Below are 20512 nucleotides of genomic sequence, written 5' to 3'. Positions count from 1 at the left end.
ACTTTACCGGAACGGCACAAGGACAGGTTGGGGCTCGGACAATTCCTGGCAGTACATGCGATCGATCGTGCGCTGCATCAGTGCATAGCAGTCGCATGCCACGCTTTCGAGCCGCGCCCGGTCGATCTCGACGAAGCCGCGCCGGTCAGACGGGATGGCGCCCGCCGCGCGAAGATTGCTCATCGTCAGCGTCACCGTCGTCCGCCGTACCCCGAGCAATTGGGCAAGCGCCTCCTGCGTCACCGGAAGCATGTCGTCGGGAAGGCGGTCATGGAGCTGCAGTAGCCACCGCGCAGCGCGGCCATCCACCCGATGCGCGGCGGCGATCAGGGTGAGACTCCAGCGACAATCAAGGTGAGACTGCGCCGATGGGGACGGACCGAAGGGAGGGCGCAGCCCGACCGGAGGACCGTCCCCATCGGCGTCGCGCGTTTTTGGACCCGTCTGGCGGCCGGGTGCGGCTGGTGCAAGCTGTTGGTTCGTCTCGACAAGAGGGAATCGATGCCTTGCCTGGCCTCCACATCACCGACCACCAGATGAGGCTGTACATGACGTACCGACTGACACTGTCCCCCGAGGCCGCCGCGGCCAAGGCGGGGTTCTCGAAGGCAAGCGCGTATCGAATCGAGGGCGATTGTCGCCCGCCATCGCAGAAGAAGACGCCGAGGGGCCGGCGCCGGTCCGATCCGCTCGGGCAGTATTGGGACGCCGAGATCGTTCCGATCCTGAAGGCTGCGCCCGGCATCCGCGTGATCGGCGTGCTGGACGAGCTGCGCCGACGGCATCATGACTTGAACCCGAACATCCGCCGCACGCTGGAGCGGCGCATCAACGCCTGGCGGGCGCTCAACGGCCCCGAACAGGACGTGATCTTCCGCCAGCAGCACGAGCCCGGCCGCCTGGGTCTGTCCGACTTCACCGACGTGAGCGCGCTCGGTATTACCATCGCGGGTGAGCCGCTCGATCACCGGCTCTATCACTTCCGGTTGGCGTTCTCCGGCTTCGAGCATGTCCATGTCGTGCTCGGCGGCGAAAGCTTCGTCGCCCTGGCGGAGGGCTTGCAGAACGCGCTGTGGGCGCTTGGCGGCGTGCCGCGGGAGCATCGCAGCGACAGCCTGTCGGCAGCATTCCGCAATCTGGCCGCCGACGCACGGGGGGATCTGACGCAGCGCTACGCCGGGCTGATGGGCCACTATGGCATGGCGCCAACGCGCAACAATGCGGGCATCGCACATGAGAACGGCTCGATCGAGAGCGCGCACGGCCATCTCAAGCGGGCACTGGAAGATGCGCTGTTGCTGCGGGGGACGCGCGAGTTCGCCAGTCTCGATGCGTACCGGGCTTTTGTCGACGAGATTGTCGGCCGGCGCAACGCCAACCTCGCCAAGCCGATCGCGCTCGAGAAGGAGGCCTTGGCGCCGCTGCCAAAAGGCCGCACGACCGACTTCGAGGAGAAAGTGATCCCGGTGACGTCGTCAGGCGGCTTCATCCTGCGGCGCGTATTCTACACCGTGCCTTCAAGATTGATCGGCCATCGCCTGCGTGTGCGCATCTTCGACGACCGGCTCGAATGCTTCCTTGGCGTCACGCCGGTCGTGACGCTGCGGCGCGGTCGGCCTGTGTCCGAGAGCCAGGGCGGTCATGTTGTGGATTACCGGCACGTCATCCATGCCCTGCGGCGCAAGCCGATGGCGCTCCTCAATCTCGTTTATCGCGACCAACTCTTCCCGCGTGCAGCTTACAAACGTCTGTTCGAGACCTTGCGGGAGCATGGTGATGACCGGCGCGCCTGCAAGGTGACGGTCGAGCTTCTGGCGCTGGCTCACGAGCGCGCCTGCGAAGCAGAACTCGCCGAGGTGATCGCGATGGATCTGGACGCCGGACAGTTACCCGATCTTGCCGCGCTGCGCGACCGCTTCCGACCCGAGGCGGCCTCGATCCCGCGTGTCGCCGTCAAGCTGGCGCCGCTCGACGTCTACGATGAACTCGCCTCCGTCAGCGTCATGTCGGGCCGCTCGAACCTGGGAGAGGCAGCATGACCGGTATCGCTACCTCCGTCGATGCTGCCCGTGTCGAGCTGCTTCTCAATGAGCTCCGCCTGCCGGGCGTCAAGGCGATCTGGCCGAAGCTCGCCGCACAGTCGGACAAGGAAGGGTGGCCTGCCGCCCGCTTCCTCGCCGCCCTTGCCGAGCACGAGGCGGCCGATCGCACCCGCCGTCGGATCGAGCGACACATGGTGGAAGCGCGTTTGCCCGCCGGCAAGACGCTCGCCACCTTCGACTTCGAAAGCGTGCCGATGCTATCAAAGGCACAGGCGATGGCGCTCGCCGCTGGCGACGCCTGGTTGAAGGCCGGCGCCAATTTGCTCTTGTTCGGTCCACCGGGCGGCGGCAAGACCCATCTCGGCACGGCGATCGGCCTGGCTCTCGTCGAGAACGGTTGGCGCGTTCTCTTCGCGCGCACCACTGATCTGGTGCAACGGCTGCAGGTCGCGCGGCGCGAGCTGGCGCTGGAGTCCGCGATCGCCAAACTCGATCGCTATGACCTCCTGATCCTCGACGACATCACATATGTGAGCAAGGATCAGGCGGAAACCAGTGTGCTGTTCGAGTTGATCGCCGCCCGCTACGAACGACGCTCGCTGCTGATCACGGCCAATCAGCCATTTGGCGAATGGGGGCGTATCTTCCCGGACCAGGCAATGACGTTGGCTGCCATCGATCGTTTGGTCCACCACGCCACGATCCTCGAGATGAACGTCGAAAGTTACCGTCGAAAAGTTGCCCTCGATCGCAAGCGCGGTCCAGGCCGGCCACCTGTTCACACGACCCCCAACGAACTCGACAAGACTGTGATTGACGCTGGCAGCGCCGCTTGATTGTCGCGCAGCGTCAATCAACGCTTGCCAAGTAGGCGGCCAGCGTCAATTATCTCCTGACTCGGCCGCCTCGTCTCATCTTGATTGACGCGCCGCTCTCATCCTGATTGTCGCGCTATAACCCGATGTAACGCGTTGCAGGCGGCCACGTGCTGGAGCTGCAACAGCAACGAGCGGACGTGGACCTGCACGACATGCCTGATGGCCGCGCTTCGCGCATAAGCGCCCCGAAATTTTGCGGCAGAAATCAGCGATGCGGTGCCGGCCACGCGAGCAATCGCGGTAACGGACGAACGCGAGGGGCCAAGCACGGAGAGCGAAGCCAAGGCGCCTTCCCGGCCCATCAACGTGGTCGCGACCGTTTGTCCATCGGGCATATCGACCATGAAGACGATTGCACCGCTATTATGGCTGCCCAAGCCACTGCCAACCCGATACCCAATGCTGACCTTCGATCGATCTTGCTCATCGCTTTCTCCTGAAGTTACAGCAACGAGCCGCCGCAGAGGCGGCGCTCGCATTTCGTCGGTTAGTCTGCTGCGAAACCGGAAAAGGGAGCGGTCTCCTAGGATGCGTACCTGCCGACAGCACTCGTACAGCTCGTTCGTCCCCGAACGGTGATTTCGGCACATCCCGCTTAACGGCAATTACATTCTACGCCACTTGACGCACCTGAGAAACAGGCCGCTTCGCCCGAAGGCCCGATTGGCGTACTGCCCGAAGGCCGCGACCGCGCTCCTAGGAAGGTCCGGAGTTGGCCCGTTTGAGACGTGCCGGTAGCCCCGCTTGGCATGTCTGCTTGCCGGGGCATAGCGGCCTTGATTTGCTCAGTGAGTTCTTCGCATTTTGACCCGGAGCAGGACGGCTTGGCGAGCCGCCGCGCTTTCTTTTCCTCATCCCTGACCAAGTCAGTTCACTTATCTTATCTCTGGACAGTCGACGCCAACTTCGCTCAAGAAGTCGACGCTAGCTAATCACCGCCTTTTTAAGGTGAACTTCGACCTTCTGCAGCGCGGCCCGCTTCTCAGGCAGATAGTCATACCTGTCATATATTTCATCGAGGTCCGTTTTCCCCGCGCCCGTCACGTGGTTGAGCATGATCTCTGCGATCTCTCGCGAGACTCCAAGGCGCGCGAGCATCGATCTAAACGTTCGGCGCAGATCGCGCACTTGCCAGCCGGTCACGCCCGATCGCTTGTCGAGCTCCTTCTTCAGCTTGCCCCATGAGCCATCATTGAAGTGAGAGCCCTTGATGTGACCAGGGAAGTAATAATCAGTGGTCTTGTCTCGCCAATTGTCACCCATCTTTTCTTGCCGATTGAGGATCGCACGTGCCATGGGAAGGATCGGAATTGCGTGGGCGCGCCCGTTCTTCGTGAACTCGCCCGGAATGGTAAGCAGACGCTCCTCTCGCCAGCCGCGTTGCAGCCTTCCTATTTCGCCGTTCCGGCATCCCCACAGGATGATGAGGCGGATCATGTCACCGAAAAAGCCCTCGCATGCCTGCCAGATTTTCCCGAGTTCGTCGTCGTTCAGGATACGGCTGCGTTTTATGTCCTTGCCTGGAGCGGGATAGCCTTCAAGCGGACTGCGCTTGATGTAGCGGTGCGGAGGTTTCGTGCACCAACGGAGCATCGTCCGGAGTGCGCGGAATGCGTGAAGCTGTTCACTGGGCACGTCGGCGAGCTTCCCGAGTTCGCGCTCAATCATCGCATCATCGAGTTCAATGAGCGTGCATCTAAAATCCAAGCGGTTAAGGAGACGGAGCGTCTCAGATTTCGTGCGCTCGGCTTTGCCTTTGTAATTTTCCTCAACGAAGACGAGCTTCGCTTGCTCGAACTCAATGCTGATTTCTTTCTGCCCGACCGGCGTGCCGAGAGCGACGAAGGCGCGGCGGCGCGCTTCCGCGAGCTTCAGATCAGGATAGTGACCAAGTCGAATTTTGGTGCGATTTGGCTCCTTGAGGACGATCCAGGTCTTTCGACGCTTGCCTACGCGCAAGCCGAAAGCTGGCGTCTTCCGGTCCATATACAGACCGGGCTTCAGTGATTGAACCGAGAGATCTGTGAGTCCAAGAATTGGCACGATTTGGCACGCCTTTCACGCGGATTGAGGCGGATAACCATGCCGTACTATACGACGGTCGAGTCGCGTAAACTACTGTAAAATAAGGGGTTTGCGGGCACCATGTGTAACGGTGGAGAGGCTTCAAAAAAGATTGGGAAGCTGCCGTTCTACCATTGAACTACGCCCGCGATCTCAATTTCTTGAGGCCGCCCCTGTCGGATGCGACCTGCCGGACCATAGCCCGGGCGGAGGCGGAGGATCAAGCGTGCATTCAAGCCCACCGCCGCTAGTGGCCCATCCTCACGAGCACGTCATCGATGACAAAGGGCGCGGCGGCAGCAGCATTGCAGGTGCCGCTGCGTGCGTAGATGCAGGCATCGGCAATGCCGACTTGGGCACAGCTCCGTCGTGAAAAATCCGCCGGCAGATCGCCGGCGGCCGCGGGCCGCGCAAGGATGCGGTTGAAGGCCGGCTTGGTCGCCTGCAACAGCGGCGGCAGGATCAGCTCGGCGAGTGGATCGGCGGGCGCAAGCGCATAGAGCGGCACCGGGCCGACCAATCGTTCCCGCCCCGGCAACAGCTGGAAACGAACGTTGTAAAGCGCGAGCCCGCACATCTGCGGATCGCTGCGGAGTTCGGCGGCGAGCTGCGCGGCGCCGACGCCGCGCGTCCAATAGTCGCGCATCCCTTCGCTGGCGCCGGCGAGCGCCACCGAGAGCAGGGCCCAACCGCCCATGACGATCGGCAACGCCCCGCGACGCCATCCGCCTTTTGTGCGCAGCCATCGCACCCCATCGCCCGACCCCAGCGCCGCGACAATGATGAACAGCACCACCGACAGGAACACGAAGCGGTATTCCTTGTGTGCGATCAGGCTATGGAAGACGAGGTTTGCGACCGCGACGGCCAGCAGCAGCGGCGCGTGCCGCGCGCCGCGCCAGATTGCGGCGAGCGGCAACACGATCGCCACCGACCACACGATCAGGAAGTTGATGAGATAGGCCGAAGGCGGCGTCACGCCGAACTCGGTCGCGCGATCGTGCAACAGGTTTTCCTTGATATTGCCGATCAGCCAGGCGAACGGCACGGCGCCATGCGCAAGATCGATCGCGCCGGCGAGCAACAGCGCGGCAAGCCCGCCGGCGACCAGCGGAATCAGGTTGCGCCAGTGTGTCCAGCAGGCGCCGAGCGCGAGCACGGCGATGGCCGGCCCATACTGGAAGCGGAAGACAAAGGCGAAGGCGAGCAACGCGCCGCCGATCGCGAGACGAAGCTGCGACGGACGATCGGTCACCAGCAGCGCCGCTGGTACGATCAGCGCCGTCGCCAACGGCTCGCCCAAAGTGTGTGGCGCAAGAAGGATCAATTCGAACCAGATCGCGGCAGCGAAACCCGCGACGACGGCATGGGTTCGCGAGATCCGTGCGCCAAAGAACCAGGCGCTCACCACGATCGATAGCGACGCAGATGCAGCGACCAGACGCGGCACCAGAAAGGCGCCCGGGCCATCAGGCGCAATCGTGTCACCCAGCGCGACCGGGCCGGCCAGCAATGTCGGCAGCAACCAGCCGCGAATGCCTTCACGCCATTCCCACGTCAAAATGCCGTCATGGCCGAGCATCCGCCACGCCGGCTCGAGATACTGAAAGATCTCGTCGGGATACATCACGTTGGGCCAGACGGCGGCCGCAAGGCGCACGACCAGCGCCAGCAACAGCAATGCGACCAGCGGGTGAAAGCGCCCGGTCGCTCTCCCGACCACGCCTTTGCTGCCGGGCGCGGTCTCGGCGCTCGTGCTCGTCATCGTTCCGCCGATCGTATCGTGGAGCAGCATGCTGGCGACCAGATAGCGGGCAAAGCCTTTAAGATGCGTGACTGGCAATTGGCGGGGTCACACAGAACCGGCCGCGACATGCTTAACTAAACGTCAAGATTCCAGATGCGCCGGACGGCGGCGATGCTTAAGATCGCGCTCGGGGGTTGGTGGCGTCATGGCGGGGCGTGGGTACAGCATTTTCGACACGGCAATCGGCCGATGCGGCATCGCATGGGGCGAGCTAGGCGTGGCCGGCGTCCAGCTTCCCGAGCTCCGCGAAATCGAGACCCGCAAGCGGCTGCTCCAGCACTACCCCGATGCACGCGAGATGCGGCCGCCCGAAGAGGTCGAGGTTGCGATCGAGGGCATTGCAGCGACCTTGCGCGGCGGCGATGGCGATCTCGCAGCCATTACGCTCGACATGGCCGGCATCCCGGCCTTCAACCAGCGCGTCTACGAGACGGTCCGCAGCATTCCCCGCGGCGAGACCCGGACCTACGACGAGGTGGCGGGCGCCCTGCGCGCGTCCGGCGCGGTCTATTCGGTGGCGCAGGCGCTCGGCCGCAATCCCTTCATGATCATCGTGCCCTGCCACCGCGTGCTCGAGGCAGGCCAGTATCCCGACCGGATCTCGCCGAACGGCGGCAGCGTCTCCAAGCGGCGGCTGCTCTCGATCGAAGGCGCCCAGCCGACCACCAGCAAGACCCTGTTCGACGTGCTGCTGCCCGTTGCACGGCCCCGGCCGCAACCCTAAATCTGGGGTATGACCCGGACCACGCTGTTGCAGCGCGATCGCATCACGGTGAACGAGTTTCGCTGCACGGCGGAGCCCGGCGACAAGCCGTTCGTCGAGCAGTTCGCGTCCCATTCGGTGTCCTATGTGCGCAGCGGCAGCTTCGGCTGCCATTGCCGCGGCCGCTTCCACGAGCTGGTGGCGGGCTCGATCCTGGTCGGCCATCCCGGCGACGAATACACCTGCACGCACGACCATGTGGTCGGCGACCAATGCCTGTCCTTCTTCCTGGACCCGGAGCTGGTCGAGACGATCGGCGACCGCGCCACGGTCTGGCAGGTCGGCTCGGTGCCGCCGCTGCCCGAATTGATGGTGATCGGTGAGCTCGCCCAGACGGCGGCAGCTGGCAACAGCGACGTCGGTCTTGACGAGATCGGTCACCTCCTCGCCAGCCGGCTTGTCGAGCTGGTGTCCGACCGCAAGGCAAAGCCCCTCACCGCCGGCTTGCGCGATCGCCGCCGCGCCGTCGAGGCCGCACTGTGGATCGACGCCAATTCGCACCATCAGATCGATCTCGACGATGCCGCCGAGCAGGCCGGGCTCAGCACGTTCCATTTCCTGCGGCTGTTTTCCGCCGTGCTCGGCGTCACCCCGCATCAATATCTGGTGCGCTCGCGGCTGCGCCATGCGGCGCGACGGCTGGCGGACGACGACAGCCCGATCACCGACATCGCCTATGATGTCGGGTTCGGCGATCTCTCCAATTTCGTGCGCAGCTTCCACCGCGCCGCCGGTGCCTCACCGCTGAAATTCCGCCAGGCCTCCCGCGGCGACCGCAAGATTTTCCAAGAACGCCTTGCACTGCAATAGCTAGGGTTCATCCGGTCCGCGCGTCTCATGACGCGCTCAACGACTGGAGACTCTATCATGTACGACCATATCGGATTGCGCGTTGCCGACCTCGACGCCAGCGTTCGCTTCTACACCGCCGTACTGGCGCCGCTCGGCTTTGTGCTCTGCTCGCGCGACGACGGCGGCGCGGGCTTCGGGCCAAAAGGCGAACCCGCGCTCTGGCTGCATCTGCACAAGGGCACGGCCCAAGGCGGCGCGCACATCGCATTCCGTGCGCCGAGCCATGACGCGATCAAGACATTCCACACCGAAGGCCTGAAGGCCTGAAGGCCTGAAGGCCGGAGGCAAGGACAATGGCGCGGCCGGCCATCGCAAGGATTACAGCCCGACCTATTACGCGGCATTCCTGCTCGACCCCGACGGCAACAATGTCGAGGCGGTGTCCACGTAAGCCTTCATCGTCATCCTGATTAGCGAAAGGACTCAACTCCCATGGCTTCCATCTACAAGGACATCCCGATCGACGCGCCGGCAGATCAGGTCTGGGACGCGCTGCGCGATTTCGGCGCGCTGCACACGCGGCTCGCGCGAGGCTTCGTGACCGACACTCAACTCGACGGCGACGTCCGCACCGTCACCTTCGCCAACGGCACCGTGGCGCGCGAGACGCTGGTCGATTGCGACGACAAACGACAGCGGCTGGTCTATGCGATCAGCAGCGAACGGCTGAAGCAGCACTCCGCCTCGGCGCAGGTGTTTGCCGAGGGCGACGGGCGCTGCCGGATGGTGTGGATCGCGGACGTACTGCCGCACGAGGTCGCGCCCTATATGGACGCGCAGATGGACCTCGGTGCTGCGGCGATGCAGGCGGCGCTGGCGCGATCGGCCAGGGAAAAGAACGCAGCGTGACCCATCTATCACCGTCACCCTGAGGAGCCGCGAAGCGGCGTCTCGAAGGGTCGACGGCCCAGCTGTCTCCGCGAGCGCACGCCGAAACATCGGGGCCGTCGATCCTTCGAGGCTCGCTTCGCTCACGGGTCTAACACGCTTACGACAGCGCCGGGTGCGGCTCGGCGACCGGCGCTGCGTTGCCCCAGCGCGTCAGGATCACGCTGAGGCACGAGAGCACGCCGAGCACGCCCATCGAGGCGGCGGCGAGTGTGAAGAAGTTTTGCGCACTCGCCTCATGCGTCGACAGCCACCAGCCGCCAGTGCCGATGAAGATCAGCCGCGCGGTCTGCGCCAGCACCGGACCGAGCACCTTCGCGGCGCCCTGCGAGGAGAAATACATCGACATCGCGAGGCCGATGAAGGCGTACATCGGCGCCGCGGTCGAGAGATATTGGTGGCTGGTCGCCCGCACATGCGGATCGCTGGTGAACAGATTGACCCAGAGATCGGGGAAGACGGCGATGAAGCTGCCGACCGCGCCGACCGAGAGGAACGACAGCGTGCCCGCGGTCCAGGCGATGCGCCGCGCACGCGCGACGCGCTCGGCGCCGACGGCCATGCCGATCATCGGCACCGAGGCGATACCGACCGCGAATGCGACCGAGGTCAGCATGAATTCGAGCCGCGCGCCGATGCCGTAGCCGGCGAGCACCGCGGTGCCGAATTGCGCCAGCATGTGGGTGAAGATCGAGATCGTCAAAACCGATTGCAGCGGCGAGAAGCAGGAGACCGCGCCGACCCTGAGGATGTCGATGAACATCGCCCATTGCACGCGCAGCCCCTTGAGCTTCGGCCTCACGCGCGCGCGGCCCGAGAACAGATACCAGCCCATCACACTGATGCTGATCGAATAGGCGATCAGCGAACCCGCGGCGACGCCGCGCATGCCGAATTGCGGCACCGGACCGAGGCCGAGCCCGAGCGTGCCGCCGAGAATGATCTGCCACACCGCCGACGACAGGATCATGGTCGACGGCAGCTTCATGTTGCCGGTGCCGCGCAGGATGCCGGCCATCGTGTTCATCAGCCAGGGCAGGATCGCGCCGCCGAAGAAAATCTGCGAATAGCCGATCGCCTGCGCCAGCACATTGCCGCGGCCGCCGAGCAGTTCGAGCAGGCGCGGACCGAAGATCAGCATGCCAAGCATGAACGTGAGACCAAAAGTCAGGCCGATCAGCAGCGCATGCATGGCCAGTGTCGAGGCGCGCTCGATCTCGCCGGCGCCGAGTGCGCGTGCGATCGCGGATGCGACGCCGCCGCCCATCGCGCCGCCGGACATCGTCATGGTCAGGATCACGCAGGGAAACAGCAGCGCCATCGCCGCGAGCGACTCGACGCCGAGCCGGCCGATATAGGAGGTTTCCGCGATCACGACGCAGGTGCCGGCGGAGAGCGCGATCACGTTCGGCCAGGCGAGCCACAACAACGTGCGGAGGATCGGCCCGTCGAGCAGCGCATTGCGCGCCGGTCTGGTCACCGGCGGCGGCAGCGGCCGCTCATGTTCGTCGACAGGTATTTCGGCGAGGCCGAGGTCGGACATTTCCACTCCCGCGCGCGATCTGGGGAGCCGCGCCATGGTGTTTCCCTACCATGGCAACGGCGGAATCCACGTGCGCGGGACGCAAGGGGGGCCTGCGGGATTGCAGGTGAACGCTGATGAACCTTGGCGCTAGCCGATCGACCAGACCAACGGCGCGCCGGCTGCGCCATTCGGCTTCAGATGGACAGGAATATGCCGCCCGCACCCGGCGGCCAGCCCCTCGAACAGGCCCGTCAGGACGCTGGCGCAGGCCGGGTGATCATCGGCCACATCAGCCATCAGCTTCCAGCCCTGTTGGCGGATCTCGAACTGGCCTTCGGACTCGCTGATGTCAGCGACATCGTCTTGCGACTCGAACAGGACGCGCAGGAATGCGGCAAATTCCGCAGCACGGCCACGGCTGCCGCCGAGCGCCTGCGCAACCTCGTCGTAATACTGCATGCCAATCAGCTTGCCGGTCAGGTGCAGCAGATAGCTGGCATCCTCCGGGCCGAACACCTGCACCATGACGGGCGCGGCCGTCTTCACATATTCCATCGCGTAGTTGCGATAGGCCTTTTCCAGCCGCGGTTTTGGCCAGCTGCCGACCGGCAGCGCCGGCGCGGTTCTGGAATCGAACAACGGCGCTTCGAGATGACGCGCGAACACCAGGCGCTGGTCGAGCTCGAGCGGATGATCGTACTCGCAATAGTAACCTTCGAGCCCGTCCTGGCCGTCGACGCTCTGCTTGGTGCAGACGAAGCCGAGCCGGAGATCGCCGAGCGCAACCCCGTTGTTGGCGTGCCAGCCGCGCAGCATCGCGCGCGAGACCTCGCCGGGCACGCCGCAGATCGCCGTGCCCTTCCAGATCCAGCGCGGCGGCGGATAGCGGATCCAGGCCTTGCGATCGGTTTCGTACATGTATTCGACATGCACGCCGCCGATCCAGTTCGAGAGATAGTGATATTGCGCGGCCGCGACCGCGGGCGGCAGGCCATCGAGGCCGAGCTTCTTCAAGCCGGGCAGGAAGCGCTCCTGCTGCTGGCGGCGAAACACGCGGAAGACGAATTCGGCAGCATCAGCCGTGCCGCGCCGCGTCACCACGGTGAGGATCAGCCCGGTGAAGAAGGCATGATAGAGATCGGCGACGCTGCGCCATCTCCGCCATTGCGCTTCCTGCTGCGCTGAATCTGTTGCGGCGCTCATGTTCACTCCCGATCTCTTGTTTTGGTGGAGTGTGTCATCGTCAGCATGACGACGCAACCAAACCCAAGCGCGGTGTCATCGCCCGACTTGATCGGGCGATCCAGTATTCCAGAGACGGTCGTTGTCGATCGAAGGGCCACGGCGTACTGGATTCCCCGCTTTCGCGGGGAATGACAGCGAAGAATGATTGCAAGATGGTCTTGCTTCGCGACCCGATATCCGGGCTACGGAATTACACGCGAAAATGCTTTGAGAGCTTCAGGCCCTGCGCTTGATAATTTGAGCCGATGCGCTGGCCGTAGAGCGCATCGGGGCGCTCGAGCATGCGCTCATAGACGAGACGGCCGACGATCTGGCCGTGCTCGAGAATGAACGGCACCTCGCGCGAGCGCACTTCCAGCACGGCGCGCGCGCCCTTGCCGCCGGCGCCGGCATAGCCGAAACCGGGATCGAAGAAGCCGGCATAGTGGACGCGGAATTCGCCGACCAGCGGATCGAACGGCACCATCTCCGCGGCGTAGTCCGGCGGCACCTGCACGGCCTCTTTCGAAGCCAGGATGTAGAACTCGCCGGGATCGAGAATGAGGCTGCCGTCGGAGCGCGCCTTGATCGGCTCCCAGAAGTCGTCGACCGCATAGCCGCCGCGGCGATCGACATCGACGACGCCGGTGTGGCGCTTGGCGCGATAGCCGACAAAGCCACCCGAGCTCTCGCCGGAGAGATCGACCGACAGCGCAACGCCGTGGGTGAGATCGGCATTGTCGGCGTCGACCAGCCGCTCAGCGGCGTGCAGCGCGTCGAGCTCGTCGGCCGTCAAGGTCGCCTCGCCGATCCGGAAACGGACCTGGCTGAGGCGGGAGCCCTCGCGCAGCAGCACGGGAAACGTCTTCGGGCTGATCTCGGCATAGAGCGGGCCGTGATAGCCGGCGCCGATCATGTCGAAGCGGCGGGTGCCGTCGGCGATCACGCGGGTGAAGACGTCGAGCCGTCCAGTCGAGCTCTTCGGGTTGGCCGCGGCCACAATCTCCGGCGGCAACGCCAGGCTTTCCAGCAGCGGGGCGATGTAGACGCAATTGGTCTCCAGCACCGCCCCGTCGGAGAGATCGATCTCGTGCAGCTTCAGCTGGTCGATCCGCTCGGCGACGGTGGCGTCGGGCCCCGGCAGGAAGCTTGCCCGCACCCGAAAGGCGATGTCGCCGAGGCGGAGATCGAGGCTCGCCGGCTGGATCTGGCTCTCGACAAAGTCGTAGGCGGGCAGAATGAGGCCGGCCTCCGCCATCTCCGCGATCATGCGGTCGGGCAGAATTCCGTTGGATTCATCTTCCAGCGTGAACGACACGGCGCGGTCCCTCGGGATGGCCCAAAATCAACCTCTGAGCGGCCATCAAGCCCCAATATATGGGCTTTTACGGGTTATCCGATGACCGTCTTGACGGAAAGGGCGCGAGGGAATATCAGCTGCACTTATCCCGTGGTGATTTGAGCCGGCCGGCTTGCAGCCACGTTAAATAAGTCGCTAAACAGGCCGGGGACAGTGTGATCCCGGCTTGTGGAGGTTTCTCCAGGCCGGTTTTTTTGTGGCCATTTTCTTTGGAATGGCCACCTCGGAGGTCACATGTCTGAATCCAACGCTACCGCCCGCTTTCGTCCCGAAACCCGCCTCGTCCATGGCGGCACGCTGCGCTCGCAATTCGGGGAGACGTCGGAAGGGCTGTTTCTCACCCAGGGCTATGTCTACGACAGCGCCGAGCAATGCGAGGCGCGCTTCAAGGGCCAGGACCCCGGCTTCATCTATTCGCGCTATTCTAATCCGACCATTGCGATGTTCGAGCGCCGCATGATCGAGCTCGAGGGCGCCGAAGCCGCGCGCTCGACCGCGACCGGCATGGCCGCGGTAACCACCGCGATCCTCGCGCCGCTGAAGGCCGGCGACCACGTGGTGGCGTCGAAGGCGCTGTTCGGCTCGTGCCTCTATGTCGTGCAGGACCTGCTGCCGCGCTACGGCATCGAGACGACGCTGGTTGACGGCCTCGATCTCGACCAGTGGCAGCGCGCGTTGCGGCCGAATACGAAAACCTTCTTCCTGGAGAGCCCGACCAATCCGACGCTCGACGTGCTCGATATCGCGGCAATCGCTGAGATCGCGCATAGCGGCGGCGCCCGGCTGATCGTCGACAATGTGTTTGCCACGCCGATCTGGCAGAGCCCACTGTCGCTCGGCGCCGACGTCGTGGTCTATTCCGCGACCAAGCATATCGACGGCCAGGGCCGCTGCCTCGGCGGCATCATCCTGTCGTCGGAAGCCTTCATCGCCGAGCATATCCATAATTTCATGCGCCAGACCGGTCCGTCGCTGTCGCCGTTCAACGCCTGGGTGCTGCTGAAGGGTCTCGAGACGCTTCCCGTCCGGGTCCGCGCCCAGACCGAAAACGCGGCGAAGATCGCCGACGCGCTGGCCAAGCATCCGAAGGTCACGCGACTGGTTTATCCCGGCCGCGCCGATCATCCGCAGGCCGAGACGGTGAAGAAGCAGATGGGCGCCGGTTCGACGCTGGTCGGCTTCGAGGTGAAGGACGGCAAGGCCGGTGCTTTCCGCTGCCTCAATGCGCTGAAGATCTCGCGCATCTCCAACAATCTCGGCGACGCCAAGAGCCTCGTCACGCACCCCGCGACCACGACGCATCAGCGCCTGGCGCCGGAAGCCCGCGCCGAGCTCGGCATCAGCGAAGGTTTTATTCGCTTCTCGGCGGGCCTGGAGCATCCCGACGATCTGATCGAGGATTTTGTGCGGGCGCTGGAGCAGGTTTGAGGGGCTAACAGAGAAGCCCTCGAGAGAGCTCTGCTCCCTCTCCCGCTTGCGGGGGAGGGTCGGGGTGGGGGCTCTCTCCACGATTCATTCCGTGGAGAGAGCCCCCACCCGCATCGCATCTCCGATGCGATGCGACCTCCCCCGCAAGCGGGAGAGGTGAAGCCAGTCTGCTGCTACGTCGCCGCCGTCGTCACGCCGCCATCGACCACAATGGTCTGGCCGGTCATGAAGGTCGACGCATCCGAGGCAAGATAGGCCACCGCGCCTGCGATCTCATCGGGCTCGCCTATGCGGCGGAGCGGCGTCGACGCAGTGCGGCGCTTCAGATTATCCGGGTCCTCCCATAGCGCGCGGGCGAAATCGGTCTTCACCAGGCCCGGCGCCACGCAATTGACCCGCACGCCCTTCGGGCCCCATTCGCCGGCGAGGCTGCGGCACAGCGCAAAATCCGCTGCCTTGGAGATGCCGTAGGCGCCGATCACGGTCGAGCCGCGCAGGCCGCCGATCGAGGAGATGATCACGACCGAGCCCTTGCCGCGTTCGGCCATCTGCGGGATCGCCAGCGCGGACAGCCAGATGTTGCTCTTGACGTTGGAGCCCATGATCTTGTCGAAGGCCTCGTCGGTGATGTCGAGCAGCGGGCCGTAATAGGGGTTCACCGCGGCGTTGCAGACCAGGATGTCGATCTTGCCGTAGTGCTTGATCGTGCCCGAGACCAGCGCCTCGACCTCGTTGCGGCGTGAAATGTTGCAGGGGATGACGAGCGCATCACCGCCCGCCTTCTTGATGCCGTCGGCAACTTCCTCGCAGGCATCCGCCTTGCGCGAGGAGATCACGACCTTGGCGCCGAGCTTTGCCAGCAGCTCCGCCGAGGAGCGGCCGATGCCGCGGCTCGAGCCGGTGACGACCGCGACCTGGCCGGTGAGATCGAACGGGGTGTTTTTCATTGTTGTTGCCTCCCTGTTTGTTCTTGCTCCGTCATGGCCGGGCTTGTCCCGGCCATCCACGTCTTATGTTTGCAGCCAAGACGTGGATGCCCGGCACAAGGCCGGGCATGACGATCTTGACGTAGATGCCGTGCGATCAACCCAGCAGCCCGCCGCCCTCGCTGACGCGACGGAGGTGGTAGTCGGTGTCACCGAGCGTGTTCTCGATCATAGTCAGCCGCTTGAAGTAGTGGCCGATCTTGGCCTCCATGGTCATGCCGATGCCGCCATGGAGCTGGATCGACTGCTGGCCGACGAACTTCAAGGATTTGCCGACCTGCACCTTGGCGGCCGCGACCGCGGACGAACGCTCCTTGGCATCGTCGAAGTCCGCCGCCATGGTCGCGAACATCGACATGCTGCGGGCCTGCTCCAGCGCCACGAACATGTCGGCGGCGCGGTGCTGCAGGCTCTGGAACGAGCCGATCGCAACGCCGAACTGCTTGCGGGTCTTGATGTACTCGACGGTCTCCTTCAGCGACTCGTCCATCGCACCAACGGCTTCCGCGCACAGCGCAATGCGGGCTTCGTCCGCCACGCGCTCGATCAGGGGCAGGCCGTTCTCGGGATCGCCGATCACAGCGTCCGCACCGACCTCGACATTGGTGAAGGTGATGTCAGCCGCGTGCAGGCCGTCCTGGGTCGGATAGCCCTTGCGGGTGACACCCTTGGCGTCCGCCGATACCAGGAACACGCCGATGCCGGTCTTGTCGCGCTGGCCGCCCTTGGTACGCGCGGTCACGATCAGCGTGTCGGCGTTCTCGCCGTTGAGCACGACGAACTTCTCGCCGTCGATCACCCAGCCGTTGCCCTTTTTCTTCGCGGTCGTCACGACGTCAAAGAGGTCGTAGCGCGAGTTCTTCTCAAGCTGCGCAAAGCCGAAGGTCCTGCTGCCGTCGATGATGCCGGGGATGTACTTGGCCTTCTGCTCGGCCGAGCCGCCATGGCGCAGGAAGCCGCCGGCGACCACGACGGTGGCGAGATAGGGCTCGACCACCAGCGCCTTGCCGAGCGCCTCCATCACGATCATGGTCTCGACCGCGCCGGCGCCGAAGCCACCGTCGGTCTCCGCGAACGGCAGACCGAGCAGGCCCTGCTCGGCGAGCTTGCCCCAGAGGGCTTTGCTCCAACCGCCCTTCTCCTTCATGTACTTCTTGCGCGCATCGAAGTCGTAGGCATCGCTGAGGAGCCCGTCGACGCTTTCCTTGAGAAGCCGCTGCTCCTCGGACAGATCAAAATCCATGTTCGTTCCCTTAAACCAATAGCCGTTACCGAAACCGAGGCCCTCTTCACCTCGCCCCGCTTGCGGGGAGAGGTCGGATCGCATCGTCAGATGCGATCCGGGTGAGGGGGTACAGGTCTCTCGACAGTCGTTGCTCGGAGAGATGCCCCTCACCCCAACCCTCTCCCCGCAAGCGCGGGGAGAGGGAGAGGAAACTACAGCCCCAACACCGCCTTGCTGATGATGTTGCGCTGGATCTCGTTGGAGCCGCCGTAGATCGAAACCTTGCGGTTGTTGAAGTAGCTCGGCGCGATCTGCGCGGTCCAATCCATGCTCTCGTTCGAGCCGGCATCGCCGTGCTCATCATAGGGCGCGGCGAACGGACCGATGATCTCCATCAGGAGCTCGGTGGTGGTCTGCTGGATTTCCGAGCCCTTGATCTTGAGCACCGAAGACGCCGGATTGGGCTTGCCCTTGCCGTGCTTGCCCTCATCGGCGACGACGCGGAGCTGGGTGAGCTCGAGCGCCTTCAGCTCGATCTCGCACGCGGTGAGCTTTTCGCGGAACGCCGGATCCTCGATCACCGGGCGGCCGCCGGCCTCGACCTTGGAGGCCAGCGCGCGGATGCGGCGCAGCCGCTCCTTCGATACGCCGACCCGGGCGATGCCGGTGCGCTCATTGCCGAGCAGGAATTTTGCGTAATCCCAGCCCTTGTTCTCCTCGCCGATCAGGTTCTCGTAAGGCACCTCGACGTCGTCAAAGAACACTTCGTTGACCTCAACGCCGCCGTCGATGGTCTGGATCGGGCGCACGGTGACGCCCTTCGACTTCATGCTGAACACGATGAAGGAGATGCCCATCTGCTTCTTCGCATTGTTGTCGGTGCGGCAAAGGCAGAAGATCATGTCGGCGTGCTGGGCCAGCGTGGTCCAGGTCTTCTGGCCGTTGATGATCCACTTGTCGCCCTTGCGCTCGGCCTTGGTCTTCAGCGACGCGAGGTCCGAACCCGAGCCCGGCTCCGAAAAGCCCTGGCACCACCAGTCGTCGACACTGGCGATGCGCGGCAGATACTGCTTCTTCTGCGCTTCGTTGCCGAAGGTGTAGATCACCGGGCCGACCATGCTGACGCCGAAGGCGAGCGGCTGCGGCGCCGGATAGGACTGCAGCTCCTCGTTGAAGATGTAGTGCTGCACGGTGGTCCAGCCGGTGCCGCCATATTCCTTCGGCCAGTGGGTGACGCCCCAGCCCTTCTTGTTGAGGATGCGCCACCAGGTCACCATCTCGTCCTTCGACAGATGGCGGCCTTCCTGCAGCTTGCGCCTTGTCTCCGGCGGCACGTTGTTCTTGAAGAACTCCCGCACCTCCTCGCGAAACGCTATCTCTTCCTTGGTGAAAGCGAGATCCATCGGATCCTCCTTTGAAAGTTGAATTACCCTTCTAACTCTCTCGCTGTCGTCCCTGCGAAAGCAGGGACCCATAACCACCGGCCATCGCAACTGGCAAAGCCGGCTGCCGCTTGTGCCTCTTGCGAAGGCCGCGGCGTATGGGTCCCGGCTCGCGCTTCGCTTGGCCGGGACGACGAAATTACTACAACACCTCGAACAGGCGCGATGACTGCGTCCGTCATGAGCGGGGTCCTGATGCAGTCTGTTGTTGAGGTTGCGATGTCTTCGGCTGTTGCTGGCGCAATTCGTGACGCGACAACTTGCCAACCGGGGTACGCGGCAGCTCGGCGACAAACTCGACCGCAGCCGGCAGTTCATGCTTGCCCAATTTGCCGGTGAGGAACGCGCGCAGCTCGTCGACGGAGAACGCTGGCTGCCCATCGCGCAGCTTGATGAAGGCTTTTGCCGCCTCGCCGCGGTAGTCATCAACGATGCCGATCACGATCACTTCCTGCACGGCGGGATGGGTGTAGATCGCCTGCTCGATCATCTGCGGATAGACGTTGAAGCCGCCGGAGATGATCATGTCCTTCTTGCGGTCGACCAGATAGAAATAGCCGTCGGCGTCCATGTAGCCGATGTCGCCGGTGAGGAAGCGGTCGCCGACAAAGGCCTCGGCGGTTTCCGCGGGCCGGTTCCAGTAGCCCTTGGTGACGTTCGGGCCGCGGATGCGGATTTCGCCGACCTCGCCGACCGGCATCACCCTGGTGGAATCCTCCAGCGACACCACGTCCATCTCGATGCCGGGCAGCATCAGCCCGATCGAGCCCGGCTTCTCCGGCCCTTCCTTGGGATGGCCGGTGCCGGGCGAGCAGGTCTCGGTCATGCCCCAGCCGCTCTTCAGCTTCATGCCGACGCGGCGCTCGAAGACTTTTGCGACTTCGACCGGCAGCGGCGCGCCGCCGGAGCCGGCGACCACCAGCGAGGAGAGATCGCGCTTGTCGAGATCGGGAAGCGAGGCGATCGCGATCCACATCGTCGGCACGCCGGGAAACACCGTCGCGCGCTTGACCTCAATGTCGCGCATCACCGCCTCGACGTCGAAGCGTTGATGCAGCGAGATCAGATGGCCGCGCCGGATCGCCGACAGCAGCACGACGGTCAGTGCATAGATATGAAAAAGCGGCAGCACGCAGATCACGCGCTCGATCGCATTGCGTTCCAGCCGTCCCGGCTTGCCCCAGACGTCGTAGATCGACACCGCCGCGGTGAGATTGCCGTGGCTCAGCATGGCGCCCTTGGGCAGGCCGGTGGTGCCGCCGGTGTATTGCAGCAGCGCAACGTCCTCGACGTCGACCGCGGGCCATTGCGCCGGCCTGGTCGCGCCGTCGATGAACTGGCGGTGGGTGATGATGGCGGGATTGTCCGGCAACGCAGTCTGCGGCGTGCCGACCTTGCCCCAATTATCATCCTCGCAAACGATGAGCCGGTCGAGCAGACCCTTGGCGAGGAATTTCAGCGCGGTCGGCAACAGCGCCGAGAGGTTGCTGGTGACCAGCACGCGCGCGCCTGAATCGGACAGCTTGTGCGACAGCGCGATCTCGCCGTCGAGCGGCGACAGATGCACGACGCGAGCGCCGGCCTTCAGCGCGCCGAAGAAATTGATCGGATGATCGGGCGAGTTGCCGAGAAACAATGCGACCGACGTGCCCTTGCCGTAGCCGGCCCGCATGAAGGCGGCGGCGGCGGTCTCGACCAGGGTTTCCAGTTCGCCGTAGCCGATCTGGCGTTCCCGGAATTCCAGCACCGGACGCGCGCCGAACTCCGCGGCCGCATTCGAGAGCAGGTCCGGCAGCGTGCCGCGCGCGATCTCGTCGCTCCACTGCACGCCGTTGGGATAATATTGTTCGCCGGGATAGGTCATGAACGTCTTCGCTTTCGTAAGGTGAGCACCGGCGCACGGGCTCCCCTCCCCCTTGCGGGGAGGGGTTGGGGGAAGGGGTACCACTCGGGCAGTCCCGATGCCGCCATCCCTCTCCCTAACCCTCCTCCGCAAGGGGGGAGGGAACCCTGTCACCGCCTTCGCGT

At 64.3% G+C, this 20512-nt stretch carries 15 protein-coding genes, 2 pseudogenes and 1 riboswitch; of the genes and pseudogenes, 7 read left to right on the top strand and 10 right to left on the bottom strand.

The genetic code is table 11. The features are described from left to right. Positions 1-3: 3 nt before the first annotated feature. Positions 4-321: pseudogene (locus tag V5279_RS03565) on the bottom strand (Crp/Fnr family transcriptional regulator); the annotation flags it as partial. Between the two features lie 185 nt (positions 322-506). Between V5279_RS03565 and istA the strand changes: the two are divergent. Beyond that, on the top strand, positions 507-2039 hold the full coding sequence (gene istA / locus V5279_RS03560) for an IS21 family transposase (RefSeq protein WP_422389058.1): 1533 nt from the start codon (positions 507-509) through the stop codon (positions 2037-2039). Continuing rightward, positions 2036-2878, top strand: a complete 843-nt coding sequence (gene istB, locus V5279_RS03555) for an IS21-like element helper ATPase IstB (protein WP_176535476.1) — start codon at positions 2036-2038, stop codon at positions 2876-2878. Before istA ends, istB begins: the two co-directional genes overlap by 4 nt. A gap of 966 nt (positions 2879-3844) precedes the next feature. Here the strand turns inward: istB and V5279_RS03550 are convergent. Together V5279_RS03550 and V5279_RS03545 are read right to left on the bottom strand one after the other, a co-directional pair. Continuing rightward, positions 3845-4906 carry an integrase arm-type DNA-binding domain-containing protein gene (locus V5279_RS03550; protein ID WP_338695149.1) on the bottom strand — a complete coding sequence of 354 codons (1062 nt, stop codon included), beginning with the start codon at positions 4904-4906 and terminating at the stop codon, positions 3845-3847. A 325-nt stretch (positions 4907-5231) separates the two neighbouring features. Beyond that, complete coding sequence (locus V5279_RS03545; RefSeq protein WP_338695147.1) at positions 5232-6827, bottom strand: 4-amino-4-deoxy-L-arabinose transferase; 1596 nt, start codon at positions 6825-6827, stop codon at positions 5232-5234. Between the two features lie 109 nt (positions 6828-6936). Between V5279_RS03545 and V5279_RS03540 the strand changes: the two genes are divergently transcribed. The 4 genes and pseudogenes from V5279_RS03540 to V5279_RS03525 all read left to right on the top strand — a co-directional run bounded on the left by V5279_RS03540 (position 6937) and on the right by V5279_RS03525 (position 9255). Beyond that, the gene (locus V5279_RS03540) at positions 6937-7515 is read left to right on the top strand and encodes a methylated-DNA--[protein]-cysteine S-methyltransferase (protein ID WP_338695145.1); all 579 of its coding nucleotides are present in this window, start codon (positions 6937-6939) and stop codon (positions 7513-7515) included. 9 nt (positions 7516-7524) lie between these two features. After that, complete coding sequence (locus tag V5279_RS03535) at positions 7525-8364, top strand: AraC family transcriptional regulator (protein ID WP_338695143.1); 840 nt, start codon at positions 7525-7527, stop codon at positions 8362-8364. Between the two features lie 57 nt (positions 8365-8421). Then, positions 8422-8797: pseudogene (locus V5279_RS03530) on the top strand (VOC family protein). Between the two features lie 41 nt (positions 8798-8838). Next, positions 8839-9255, top strand: a complete 417-nt coding sequence (locus V5279_RS03525) for an SRPBCC family protein (RefSeq protein WP_338695142.1) — start codon at positions 8839-8841, stop codon at positions 9253-9255. Between the two features lie 139 nt (positions 9256-9394). Here the strand turns inward: V5279_RS03525 and V5279_RS03520 are convergent, their stop codons facing one another. The 3 genes from V5279_RS03520 to V5279_RS03510 all read right to left on the bottom strand — a co-directional run bounded on the left by V5279_RS03520 (position 9395) and on the right by V5279_RS03510 (position 13361). Continuing rightward, on the bottom strand, positions 9395-10837 hold the full coding sequence (locus V5279_RS03520; protein WP_338695141.1) for an MATE family efflux transporter: 1443 nt from the start codon (positions 10835-10837) through the stop codon (positions 9395-9397). Positions 10838-10966: 129 nt separating this feature from the next. Then, entirely contained in the window at positions 10967-12022 is a 1056-nt protein-coding gene (locus tag V5279_RS03515; protein ID WP_338695140.1) for a hypothetical protein, read from the bottom strand. Positions 12023-12254: 232 nt separating this feature from the next. Further along, positions 12255-13361: a 2'-deoxycytidine 5'-triphosphate deaminase gene (locus V5279_RS03510; RefSeq protein WP_338695139.1), complete on the bottom strand. Its 1107-nt coding sequence runs from the start codon at positions 13359-13361 to the stop codon at positions 12255-12257. A gap of 122 nt (positions 13362-13483) precedes the next feature. Next, positions 13484-13563, top strand: a riboswitch (SAM riboswitch). Between the two features lie 74 nt (positions 13564-13637). Here V5279_RS03510 and V5279_RS03505 point away from each other — a divergent pair. Next, positions 13638-14831, top strand: coding sequence for an O-succinylhomoserine sulfhydrylase (locus tag V5279_RS03505; protein WP_166299061.1), 1194 nt, complete (start codon positions 13638-13640; stop codon positions 14829-14831). A gap of 173 nt (positions 14832-15004) precedes the next feature. On the opposite strand, the gene V5279_RS03500 is transcribed toward V5279_RS03505, so the two are convergent. From V5279_RS03500 to pimA, 4 genes are all read right to left on the bottom strand, one after another. Next, positions 15005-15778 (bottom strand): SDR family oxidoreductase, encoded by a 774-nt coding sequence (locus V5279_RS03500; RefSeq protein ID WP_338695137.1) that lies wholly within the window; start codon positions 15776-15778, stop codon positions 15005-15007. Between the two features lie 136 nt (positions 15779-15914). Further along, a complete protein-coding gene (pimD, locus tag V5279_RS03495; protein ID WP_338695135.1) occupies positions 15915-17060 on the bottom strand; it encodes a pimeloyl-CoA dehydrogenase small subunit in 1146 nt (381 codons plus the stop codon). A gap of 194 nt (positions 17061-17254) precedes the next feature. Continuing rightward, the gene (gene pimC / locus V5279_RS03490; RefSeq protein ID WP_029077892.1) at positions 17255-18445 is read right to left on the bottom strand and encodes a pimeloyl-CoA dehydrogenase large subunit; all 1191 of its coding nucleotides are present in this window, start codon (positions 18443-18445) and stop codon (positions 17255-17257) included. A 217-nt stretch (positions 18446-18662) separates the two neighbouring features. Continuing rightward, the gene (gene pimA / locus V5279_RS03485; RefSeq protein ID WP_338695132.1) at positions 18663-20348 is read right to left on the bottom strand and encodes a dicarboxylate--CoA ligase PimA; all 1686 of its coding nucleotides are present in this window, start codon (positions 20346-20348) and stop codon (positions 18663-18665) included. Between the last annotated feature and the right edge of the window lie 164 nt (positions 20349-20512).

Source organism: Bradyrhizobium sp. 26S5 (assembly GCF_036923295.1).
Lineage (GTDB): Bacteria > Pseudomonadota > Alphaproteobacteria > Rhizobiales > Xanthobacteraceae > Bradyrhizobium > Bradyrhizobium septentrionale.
Note: the sequence above shows the minus strand (reverse complement) of the source record. Positions and strands in the feature narration are given on the sequence as shown.